General features: G+C 49.1%; 4 protein-coding genes. 3 read left to right on the top strand and 1 reads right to left on the bottom strand.

The genetic code is table 11. The annotated features are described in order from the left end of the window. The first annotated feature begins 207 nt into the window (after nt 1-207). The 3 genes from GWG06_RS28620 (at nt 208) to GWG06_RS28630 (ending at nt 11,882) form a co-directional block, all read left to right on the top strand. Nucleotides 208-9,342: a Tc toxin subunit A-related protein gene (locus GWG06_RS28620; protein WP_160717884.1), complete on the top strand. Its 9,135-nt coding sequence runs from the start codon at nt 208-210 to the stop codon at nt 9,340-9,342. Nucleotides 9,343-9,775: 433 nt separating this feature from the next. Then, a complete protein-coding gene (locus GWG06_RS28625) occupies nt 9,776-11,248 on the top strand; it encodes a M48 family metalloprotease (RefSeq protein ID WP_160717886.1) in 1,473 nt (490 codons plus the stop codon). 73 nt (nt 11,249-11,321) lie between these two features. Next, on the top strand, nt 11,322-11,882 hold the full coding sequence (locus tag GWG06_RS28630) for a hypothetical protein (RefSeq protein ID WP_160717888.1): 561 nt from the start codon (nt 11,322-11,324) through the stop codon (nt 11,880-11,882). A gap of 83 nt (nt 11,883-11,965) precedes the next feature. Here the strand turns inward: GWG06_RS28630 and GWG06_RS28635 are convergent, their stop codons facing one another. Beyond that, the gene (locus GWG06_RS28635; RefSeq protein ID WP_160717890.1) at nt 11,966-12,280 is read right to left on the bottom strand and encodes a nucleotidyltransferase domain-containing protein; all 315 of its coding nucleotides are present in this window, start codon (nt 12,278-12,280) and stop codon (nt 11,966-11,968) included.

Below are 12,280 nucleotides of genomic sequence, written 5' to 3' on the forward strand. Positions count from 1 at the left end.
TAACCACGCATGCGGCCAGACTAAGCGCATGATTATCTGAAAAAAAAAGGATGCCCGTCCAGGCAATATCTGCTGGTCAGACAGCGGACAGGATTGTTATTGCAACTGACAGACAACTTATGTCTGCAGGGATTGGCAACGTGCATCCATCCTGTATATACATTAACTGCTCAAATCCATCTGCATAAAATATTAAAAATTAATCCGATGATACATCAGCACCCTATCAAATTAAAAAGTAAAAAACTGGCTGCTTTTCATAAAGCCAATCCAGACTTTGACATCCTTACTTTTAATTTCATTGATGAGAAAAATGCGGACACCCTGAAGATCACAAAGGCTAAAAAAAAGGAAACGATTGAAGAACTGAAAGGCTGGCAAAGATTGTTACGCATGTGCCCCGATCAGGAAGCAGCCGAAGTGCTGATGAGTCAGCAACTGGATTCTGCCCGCAAAATCACGGCGCTCAGCCAATCGCACTTTGTGAAGAAAGTAGGCCGTAAACTGAAAGGAGGCAATGCCACCGCCCGCAAAATATATAAACAGGCCTACGATATTAAAACCAAGGTGATGCTGCTCTGGACGAATATCAGCCAGCTACGGAAATCGCCCTACTACGGATCCCTGGCCGCTTCGCCGGCGCCGCAGGATGTACTGGACAACTTCCAGAACCTGTCCAGCTACCAGCAGATTTTCGGTTCTCTCAACTACTGCAGCTGCCCCGAATGTAAATCCATACTCGGCCCTGCCGCCTACCTGACAGACCTGTTAAGACTGATAGACAAAGCCATTACCAAGCCTAACCCCAGTATCCCGCAGGGGCTTACCTTCAATGACAGAAGACCTGATATAGCGGAGATAAAACTCACCTGCGCCAACACCAACAACCTGGTACCCTATCTCCAGATTGTAAACGAAATTTTAGAACGCACCCTCATGCAGGCGCTCGGTGTGGATGATATTTACTTCGACCTTGTTACCCGCTACTATCCATTCAACCTGCCTTTCAATCTGCCGCTGGAACAGCTGAGGACTTATCTGGCACAGGAGAACACTTCCCTTTCGGCTATTTTCACCTCCATGGATACAGGCGCCAGCACCCTGGCCATTGCACGTGAGTACCTCGACATTTCCATTGAAGAACTCAGCAACTATAAAAAGCCGGCAGCAGCCAGTCTGCCTGCCGTGCTGACTGCCAACTACGGCCTGCCCATTACCCAGCAGGATCTTCAGCACCTCAATGAAGTAGACACCTTCATCAAACAGGTGGGCATTCCCCTGGAAGATCTGAAAACACTGCTGTCTGAAGATCTCAATATTGCAGAAATTTTCAATGCGGGCGGCACCTATACCGTCACCGGCATGAAAGGTAATACCCTCGTGTTCACACAGGCAGGCAGTAACCTCACCGGTATCTGCGATTACACCACCGGCAAGGTAGTTATCGACGGCAGCCTGATTGACCAGACCATGCAGGGGGAATGGGTGCAGACAGAAGGGGGCGCCGTAACGCAGGACTATTGTCAGTTTGTATTTGCTGACAATGCGCTCTCCTTTACCGCCAACTGGAATACAGGTATGGGAAAACCCTGGGAATCCACCACATGGGCCGGCACCAGGGATATCACCGTATCTCCCGCTGCCAGTGGTATTATCCCGCACAGCTTCTTCATCAACACCCCATTTACAGATCCGACAACATTCCTGTTCATCAGGCAGAATAAAGTAGATCCCAATAACGTATTTGATGAAATTGCCAACCAGGACATCAACACCCTGGATACGCTCAACCGCTTTATCAGGCTATCCCAGAAGCTGGAGTGGGACTACGAATCCGTCAACTGGATGTTGATGACCATCTCCTATATTAACCAGGCAGACAGAGAAATCACTGATGCCACCATCATTGAACTGGCCAAAGTAATGAAGCTGCACCGGGAATATGCGTTGCCACTGGATCTGCTGGCCAGCCTGTGGTATGATATACAAACCATCGGTATTGGCAACGGGCAGTTTTCGCAGGCCCCGTTTGACCAGGTATTCAACGGCCCGCAACAGGTGGGCTTTACAGACATTAATCCCTATCATCCCAAATATCCGGATAACTACCAGCGGTTCGTTAACCCGCTGTATCAGTCAGATGTAGTGGACTGGTACCTGAATGATACAGACAGCGCAAAATCAGCGCCCGGCAATATTATTGTATCAGGTATTCCGGTACCTACCGATTCGCTGCGCCTTATTGCAGCAGCCACTTTCGGGAACGCAGACAGCATTTCGCTGGACGTAGCCAACCTGTCTGTACTATACCGGCATGCCGTACTGGTGAAAGCGCTCAATATACAGGTCAGTGAATACATCCTGCTGCTGCAGCAGCTGAAACTGACACAATCCGGCCATGATACACTGATAGCCCTGTCGCTCACACCGGATAATGTCATCTCCATTGTAGAAAACCTGAAATGGATGCGGCAGACCGGCCTGAACGCCTTCTCTGTAAATTATCTGTGCAATGCGCAAACCAGTCAGTATGCACCTACCGGTTATGAGCCGGGCAATATCCCTGACTTTATCAATTCCCTCCATACCACCCTGGTCCGGAACCTGCTGCTGGAAACCAGTTTCTCCGGCAATGGCATTTCTCCCAAACAATCCCAGGCTGTATTCAGCTGGATGAAAGATCCCCAGCAGGCGTATGCAGATAATACCGGATTTGTATCCAATACCAAAGTGCTGACGATAGACGATCTTCCCGATACGCTTCCGGTACAGGGAGAAGATGATTTCACCCTCAACTTCAGCATCAAGAATATCATTGTTCATACCACGGATACCTACCGCACCAATCAGAAAAATGCCTTTATCTCCGCCATGGCATCCTTCTTCCAGGTAAAGGCGGATTATATGGCTGCCGTGATTGCACAGACAGAAGTACTGTTTAACAACATGAACTTCCTTCCGTACTTCTTCCTGTTCAATCTCTTCTCCACACCGGCAGACAGCGTACTGGTCAAAGACAGTACGACCATGATGGACCCCGACAAGGTAAGGGCCGTATTTGCCAGGAACAGTCTTGCCCTGCCGGAAACATTCCTTGTTTCCAACACCGGCACCGGTACCTGGATCATACAGGACAGTAGTATGGTAACCATTTACTGCGCCTACCAGTTCAGCTCCGGCAGCGATATTTATTTCTATGCAGATCCCGCCCAGGGACCGGCCAACGTGCTGCTGTTTGATTATAATTTTATTCAGGCACTGTCCAGGTTCCTGATCCTGTATCAGACACTGGAACTGAATATTGTACAGATCGCAGGCGTTACGCAGACGCCCGCTGCCTACAACCTTACCTACACTTTTAACGCCGCCACATTCCAGCTCCTGTTTCCGGCAGATAATATCATTGCGCTGGATACCTTCATGGAACAGGAAAGTGATTTCGGCGACAGAAATAATGCGCTGGTAGCCTACCTGTATAGTGTGCAGACCGCCACCGGCGACAGTTGCCCGGAATTATGCGCCATTACAGGCTGGCATGAAGATCAGTGCCGGTACCTGTGCGATTACTTCTTCGGAAAAGATGTTAACTGCAAAACAGTCAGCCAGATTGAAAAACTGAATATCGCTTTTCACATCACCGCTATCCTGGGGATAGATGTATACTTCCTGAAACAGCTGAATGACATTGCCTCCTGGCAGGATACTGATCTGGATCACTGGAACAACTATAAGCGCCTTGCTTCCACCCTGCTGCAGAATATCAAGGCGGTTACCGCTGTGGATGCCTGGCCCACCGTATTCAAATCTCTCAACAGTACGCTGGAAGAAGACAAGCGTACAGCCATGCTGAACCTTACCGTGTGGGAAACAGGAAAGAAGTATCCGGATATTACCACAGCAGACAACCTGTACGAATACCTGCTCATAGACGTAAACCAGGGAGGATGCGCGGACATATCCTATATCAAGCAGGCGCTGAATTCCGCGCAGCTGTACCTGCAGCGTTGCCGCCTGAACCTGGAGAGGAATGCCGTTATTGACAAGGCAGACCTGCCCGATGTATTCTGGGAATGGATCATGAACTACCGGGTCTGGGAAGCCAACCGGCAGGTATTCCTGTATCCCGAAAACTACCTGGACCCCAGTCTGCGCGTTTCTAAAACAGACCTCTTCAAAGAGCTGGAGAACAACCTCAGTCAGGGTAACATCAACAAGGCAACAGTAGAAGCCGCGTACATCAACTACCTGGATTCCTTCCAGGAGCTGGCTACGCTGCAATATGTAGGCGGGTATCATTGTTACACGGAAGGCCCCGACCATGAGCAGAGTGAGATACTGTACCTGTTTGCCAGAACCCAGTCCGTCCCCTACCAGTATTACTATATCACGCGGCAGCCGGGCGATGTATGGTCTCAGTGGAATAAGATCAACATCACCATCAATGCAGATAACATCGCTGCGGTATATGCCTTCAATAAGCTGTTTATTTTCTGGGTAGAGCTGGTGCAGACGAATGAATCCGGTACCGACAATACCAAAGTGTCTGTTACCAAGGCTACTATCAAGACCTCCTTCTTTGATTACAGCGGCAACTGGAAGCAGCCGCAGACCATCATTGACGGGCAGGTGGTGGATGTAACACCCTATCCGGATTTTAACAGCCCGTTTAATGCGCCCATCTTCAACAGTAATAAACCCTACTTTGACCGCGTAATAGCTTTCCCGGCCACATCGGATGATTTCCTCAAAGCGGATTCCGATCCGCACAAACAGGAAAAGATTTATCTCTATTACGGACCGCTGGCAGATGTGTTGTCCTACAACCCTGCCAAAACACCCACCCCTGATCCTAATGCACAACCGCTCACCTATGCCTTTGAAAAGCAGATAGCCATAGATGACACGGTGATGAAACAGGGCGTTACCATGGGTACAGCTGGCTGCTATCCGCTGATGCCCTTCATTGTAATTGATGCGCTGCTGGAACCCAGTTTCCTGCTCAACAATAATGAGTATGTATTTCTGCAGGACGATAACATGTCAGACAACAGCGCACCGGGGTTTGCCGCTTCGGTAGTAGAACAGAAGCTGGTGCTGCAATCTTCCGCAAATACCATGAAGGTGAACTATACAGAAGGTATGGGCCTGGATCTTATTAGCTTCCTGCAGCCTTATCCGGCCACTTCCGATTCGTTTATTACCAGGGATATTTCTGCTGCACAGTCCGCGAATATATTTACCATACTGACCACGCCGCCCAACAATGTAATTGGCTCCAACGGCATGGTCACCGCGCAGGCATTGACTATATCTATCGACATGTATGCCATGGTGCTGTCTCTGCCAACCTTCCAGGCCAGAGAGGTACGGAATATCCTGTTTGAGCACTATTACGGCACACCATCCCTGCTCGAAAACATTGCTACCTATAACAGTCAGATTATTCCTATCAGCAATAATCCCGGAATGTTTATTTTCTATAATAACGGTAACGGCTATCTGTTTAAAAATGAGCAGTACGGAGATATCAATGACCTGACGAAAATCAGCACGCTGCTGACGGCTGTTAACAAATATTCTTTCATCACACTGGATATAGGACAGGATGTATCGGCAAATATTTACAAGGCATTATCTACTCCGCCCAATAATATCATCGGTACAAACGGCGTAGTAGACATACCGGCGGCGCTGAATGCGCAGACAACCATGATTGCGCTCCTGTGCAGCATTTCCATAGAGCAGGCCAACGAAGTAAAAAACATCCTGGTTTCTTCTTCGCTGACAGGCATCAGCTACATGAGTGGTAACTATGTGTATGTAACACCCAGCTCCTTTGTTACAGGAGACATCAATGAGGCAACCTCCGAACGGGTGTACAAGGTGCTCAGCACGCCGCCCAACAAGCTGATCTCCAATAACGGTATAGTAGACATCGGCCTGGCCAGCAGGGTAACACCGGATATGATTGCAGCGCTGACGGGTTTGTCTACTGCACAGGGCACAGAGATACTGGATATACTGCTGACACCGGACCAGGATAGTGTGCCCGGCAAGTTTACAGAAGACGATAACATCTACACCCTGCACTTCAAGGTAGACCGGCTGAGTACCGGCGCTATCCGGAAACTGAGCAGCATTCTGTTTACAGAAGGCATTGACCAGATGCTGGCCCTGTCGTCACAGCAGGCGCCCGAAAATGTAGATGCCTATTTTGATCAGATGGAACCTACCGACCAGGTGGAAGCCCCCGATATTCAGTTTGAGGACCAGGTGAATTTCAAGGGGCCTTACGGCGAATACTACTGGGAACTATTCTTTCATGGGCCCATGCTGGTATCCAAAGTACTGAACAACAACCTGCAGTTCCGCGATGCCGAAAGCTGGATGCAATACATCTTCAATCCGACGGCCAACATGGATACGCTGGGACCGGACTCCTTCGTGGTACAGAATATCTCTCCCACCTTATCCGAACATATATTCACCACGCTGACCACGCCGCCGAATGACCTGATTAACAAAAACGGTATGGTGCAAAAATCTGCCTTAACCATTTCTCCGGAAATGCTGGCCAGTGTGCTGACAGTTTCTATCTTACAGGCTATTGAGGTAAAGAATATACTTGTCAACAATTACCTCATTTCTCCGCTTTACTCCTACTGGCAGTTCCAGCCGTTCCGCGAGCATACGCTGCAGCCCTTGTCGGAACAACTGACAGACCCCGCGCAGATATACGCCTACAATATGCATCCGCTGGATCCTCATGCCATAGCGCGACTGAGGATAGGCGCATATGAAAAGGCCACCGTCATGCAGTACATAGAGAACCTGATTAACTGGGGTGACAGCGAGTACCGGTTGTATACCTGGGAATCCATTACCGCAGCGCTGATGCTCTATATTTATGCATACGACCTGCTGGGACCAAGACCGGTAGACATGGGCGAGCAACCGCCGGAATTCCCCGTCAACTTCAATGAGATCCTGTCGAAGTACGGCGATACCACCGGCGGTATTCCTCAATTCCTGATAGATATGGAAAATGCGATATCGTCCTCTCTCCCGCCGGTATTGCCGCCTACAGGCAAAGATGTGCCGTACAATGATATAGAAGCCTACTTCTGCATACCTGAAAACGATACGTTCACCACCTACTGGGATGTGATAGACAACAGGTTGTATAATATCCGGCATTGCCTCAATATAGACGGTGTACCGCAGCCGCTGCCGCTCTTTGATCCGCCGCTCAACCCGATGGACCTGGTCAAGGCAGCAGCATCCGGCAACAATATCCTGAATCTTACCTCGCTGGTGCAGCCCAATGTTCCGGCCTACCGTTTCAGCAGTATGCTGGAGCTGAGCAAGTCGCTGACCAATACGCTGACAGAGCTGGGCAATGAATTGCTCTCCGCACTGGAGAAAAAAGATGCACAGGGATTACAGCTGCTACAGGCCGTCAATGAAATCAATATCCTCAATCTCACCACACAGATCAAGCAGCAGCAGATTATAGATGCGCAGGCGCAGCTGGGCGCCATGCAGGAAAACCTGCAAGGAGCACAGTACCGGCAGCAATACTACGCCGGGCTGCTGGCTGCCGGGCTGAATTCCTATGAAATTGCCGACATCGCACTGCGTACTTCCGCCATTATACCACAGGGCATCGCCATCGGTATCAACGGGGTATCTATTGCAGCATACCTGGCGCCAAATATTTTCGGGCTGGCAGACGGCGGTATGGAATTCGGTAACGCAGTGATGGCGGGTGCCAGCATCAGCAGTATCACGGCAGAAATACTGAATCAGAATGCCGGCATTGTGGCTACCGCCGGCAATTATGCCCGCCGTATCGAAGACTGGGAATTCCAGAAAACAAACGCCGAATATGAAATAGCACAGCTCTCTGAGCAGATAACATCCTATCAGGCACGCATTGCCATCGCCCAGCAGGACCTGATCATCAATCAGAAAAGTATTGACCAGCAACAGACCGTAGATACCTATCTGAAGAATCAGTTCACCAATCAGGATCTGTATCAGTGGATGATTTCCAGGCTGTCTTCCCTGTTTTTCCAGACTTACAATCTGGCGCTGAATGCAGCCTTACAGACACAGGCCGCCTATCAGTTTGAGCTGAATACCAGCAACCAGCTGATTACGTTCAACTACTGGGATAATCTGTACAAAGGGCTGCTGGCGGGCGAATCGCTGATGTTATCCCTGCAGCAGATGGAAACATCCTTCACTTACGGTAACACCCGTACGTTTGAAATCGAAAAAACCATCTCTGTACTGCAGAATTTCCCGGAAGCATTCCTGCAGTTCAAATGGGGTAACAACGGAGGTACACAGGGCGTGCTGGACTTTGTGCTGAGTGAGCAGCTGTTTGACTTTGATTATCCGGGTCAGTACTGCCGGAAGATAAAATCTATTTCTGTTTCCATTCCGGCGGTGATAGGGCCTTATCAGAATCTGAATGCCACGCTGACACAGAATTACAACTGGGTGATACAGCTGCCGGACCTGGATGCCGTGAAGTTTGTCATCTCCAAAACCACGCCCGGCAGTGGCCTTAGCCCCAAAGAGCCGGGGTCTGATGTGCTGCGCCAGAACTGGGTACCGGGACAAGCCATTGCCCTGTCCAAGGGAGTAGATGACAGCGGCCTGTTCACGCTGAACTTCGACGACGAAAGATACCTGCCGTTTGAAGGTTCCGGCGCTATTTCCGCCTGGACATTAAATCTTCCTCCGGATACCAACCGGATCAATTTCAACAGCATCTCCGATATTATCATCACCGTAAGATATACCGCCAAAAACGGCGGCAGCAACTTTGCGAACCAGGTGAAAGGTGTTTACAAGAGCATGCAGACCCCGAGCGGCAATTATACCAAAGCCAAAACCTTTGACCTTGCGCAGGCTTTCTACAGCAACTGGGTAAAATTGTTTGCTGCTCCCGTAAATGGCATACAGGAAATCACCTTCCCGCTCACAGATAATTACTGGCTGACTAACCTCGCCAATGTCAAGGTCGATAAACTGGCCGTACAGCTGGAAGTGGCCGCCGGCACAGCTATCAGCGGTGCATCTTTCCTGCAGCTGAAAACAGATAAAGGCGTAAAGCTGATCAGTATCAACAGTAACTATGGAGAACTGACTGCACAGGATCTGACATCCATCGGTTTTGGTACCACCAGTACAGCGTGTACACTGCAATTCATCGATGCCAGTCTGCCGGATGATATCTCCAAAGGCAGCGGCGCAGACAAATCACTTGATGAAACCAGGCTGATTGATATGGCGGTGGTCATTTACTATACGGAAGCCCCGTTCAGTTAATCTGTTCACTTAAAAAAAAGGAGGTAAAAAAGAGAAAAGGAAAATCCATTATTCAGTCGCTGCTGGCTTCAGGTCAGCATTAAAGGAAACCTTATTCATAAACCAAAAATTTACATCTATGGGTCAACCATCGTGGTATCAACCTTGCGTTGATAACATCAAAAAAATCAAGAATGCTGTCATGTGTCCGGAGACGCATTGTGATGCCAGCATTGTCCGCGATTACACAGAGGCATACTGTACCTGTTCTGACGCTTATCCAAACGGATGCTTAAACAATCAGAACCCCGGCTGCTGTGCATGGAATGCTTCCACGCCTGTACCGATCCTTTCCGAAAACTGCTATTGCTGTTGCGGATGCTTTGCAAACGAAACCCCTGTTGCCTCAGATAACGATGTTTACAAGGCAATTGCAGAATTTAATCCGGGTGACATGGTGTATGTTGCCGACAATGCGGATTTAAGCAAGTGGAGCCAGAAAGAAGTATTGTTCAGTTCCGGTGCGGGAGACATGAACAGCGAGACTACCATGATTAAGCTTACCTATGAAGTATCGCCGGGAAAGCTGGACCACCTGTTTGTTTCCAGAGATCAGTTATTCTATATGACTGACAAAAAAATGAAGGCAGCCGCCAAGCTGGTACCTGAAAAAGACAAGCTGGTATACAAGGATGGCAGTACTGCACTTGTTAAAAGCCTGGAAGTAGGCAAATACAAAAAAGGGCTGCACCACATCGCCACCACCCTGGAACCCGCTGTGGTACTGGCCGGGCACCTGATGCTGGCAAAAGGTATTGTATGCGGCGACTATGCTCTCCAGATGGGTATTGCCAATGCACCGAAGGCCCTGCTGGCAGATGACCACAGCAAGCTGCCGGAATTTGGTTCAAAGGAATACTTCACCAAATACAAACACCTGATCGGAGATTCCTTCAAAGCCCATAACAAGGACTTCCAGCCGGAAGCCATTGACAAGAAAGTCTTTGAGGCAATGGGTAAGAAAGGAACATTGCATATCCCTGATAATGCACAGCATTTCATCAGCAAAGAGCAGGCCTTGTCCATCCTTGACAACCCCGATTCCAATATTGCTCCTGTATTTTCCAATACCGGTGATGAGCTTGTCAATTATCTGTTTACTTTATACCAGGGTTTCTTCCCGAATATCATCTTCTATTACGACAAAGAAAATCAGTTACCTAATGCGCATTCCTTCTTCGAATACGGCAATTCATTCATCGTAGTCAATGGGGGGCTGGCGCGTACTGAATGTATCGATTTCGACGGGCTGGCTTTCGTCATTGCCCATGAGCTGGGGCATCTTTTCGGAGGTGATCCTAAAAACCCGCATGAATATACCTGCGAAGGCAAGGCAGACTACTTTGCTGTAACGGGCGTGCTGCCCAAGGTATGGTATGGTGTGTCATCCGCCCCTATCATACAACAGGCGGTGAGTACCTTAACTGATTTCTTTGGTCTGATAGATCCAAAACTCAGGAAAGGCAAGAAGGGAAATACCTGCATGTACATTTCCACAGACTGCAGGCTGGACGCTATCAATGCCGCCTTTAATATGATGGCACTGCCGGCATGCGCAGGCGGATCACCGGATCCTAAGCTGGAAGTTTCTTCCGCAAATGTTGTCAAGGACAAAACCGGCACTTCCGTAGTGATTACCTACAATGTTCCGGTAGATGTCAAAACAGCTACCGCTATCGGAAACTATGCATTTGATCCCATCATTGTAGTAACGGCCGCACGTATGGATCCCAAATCACCGAATGTGGTGATATTGAGCGTAGTGCTGAATAAGCCGGGTGGCTACAGTGTATGCGTATACGATGTGCTTTCTGCCAAGGGGGAACCGTTGGTAAAAGGCCAGAACTGTAACAGTTTTCAATATTAACAACAGGCCGTAACCATCGCGCAGCCTGCACGGAGCAGGCTGCAGATGGCCGGCCCTAAATGCTGCAATACATATGATACATGAAATTCTTGAAGTAGATGAAAATGCTTCTCTGGAAGATATAGCTGTAAAATTCAGCAGTTTCCTCGGCATTAAGGAAAAAGTTCCTATGGAAGCGTTGCTGCGCGCCATCAATGACCCTTCTTATGCGCAGAATCTGATCATCAGCCGTCAGGCGCCGGGATTTCTCAATGCCCTGCTGGCAGACCCGCAGAACAAGGAGTATGCAGTGAAACAGAAAAAAGAACTAAGCAATACAGATCTGGTAAAAAAGGCTGGTACAGCCTTACTCAACTGGAGCAAAGCCGGCTTCACAGTGGTGAGCAGTGAGGTACTGGAGAAAAGGGAAGATGCCTGTCTTTCCTGCGAACACCTGGGTAAGCCGGAAAAATTTCTGCAGAAGCTCGTCACTTCCAAATCCGGTGAAGCTATCGGCAAAAGGGCGGCTGACTGCGTTTGCAAGGTATGCGGCTGCAGCATCAGTAAAAAAATCCGTATACCATCCGAATCCTGTCCGGTGAATATGCCCGGCCATCCGGAGCTGAATAAGTGGGGAGAGCTGATAAAGGACTAACCTGATCCCGTACAACCTCTTAAAACAGTGCAGGCGTCTTGTGAAGACGCCTGCCTGTCTGGTTTACATCGGGTGTATTAACGTTAACGACTATACGCTACATAACCTGTTTTCAGTACGGAATGTACAAAAGAGAACGGCTCACCTGCATAGGCTGCTGTTTCTTCAGGAGAGTAGATATGTACGTCTACCTTCACCGCGTGGTTGATAATCAGTGGTTGCAGCTGCTGCCGCCGGGCATATGCCGGCAGGGAGGTGCGCTGTATAACAAAGATGTCCAGGTCGCTTTTGGGAGTAGCTACTCCTTTGGCGTAAGATCCGAATATGATAACTTTTTCCGGCTGCAGCCGGTCAACAATAAGGCTGACCAGGCTGCTGATGTCATTCTGTTGCAACAT

Source organism: Chitinophaga solisilvae (genome assembly GCF_009928525.1).
Taxonomy (GTDB): Bacteria; Bacteroidota; Bacteroidia; order Chitinophagales; family Chitinophagaceae; genus Chitinophaga; species Chitinophaga solisilvae.

Excerpts from the sequence above, each read along its gene's own strand:
- GWG06_RS28635 (WP_160717890.1), bottom strand. The coding sequence starts at position 12,280 with ATGTTGCAACAGAATGACATCAGCAGCCTGGTCAGCCTTATTGTTGAC.
- GWG06_RS28630 (WP_160717888.1), top strand. The coding sequence starts at position 11,322 with ATGATACATGAAATTCTTGAAGTAGATGAAAATGCTTCTCTGGAAGAT.
- GWG06_RS28620 (WP_160717884.1), top strand. The coding sequence starts at position 208 with ATGATACATCAGCACCCTATCAAATTAAAAAGTAAAAAACTGGCTGCT.
- GWG06_RS28625 (WP_160717886.1), top strand. The coding sequence starts at position 9,776 with ATGGTGTATGTTGCCGACAATGCGGATTTAAGCAAGTGGAGCCAGAAA.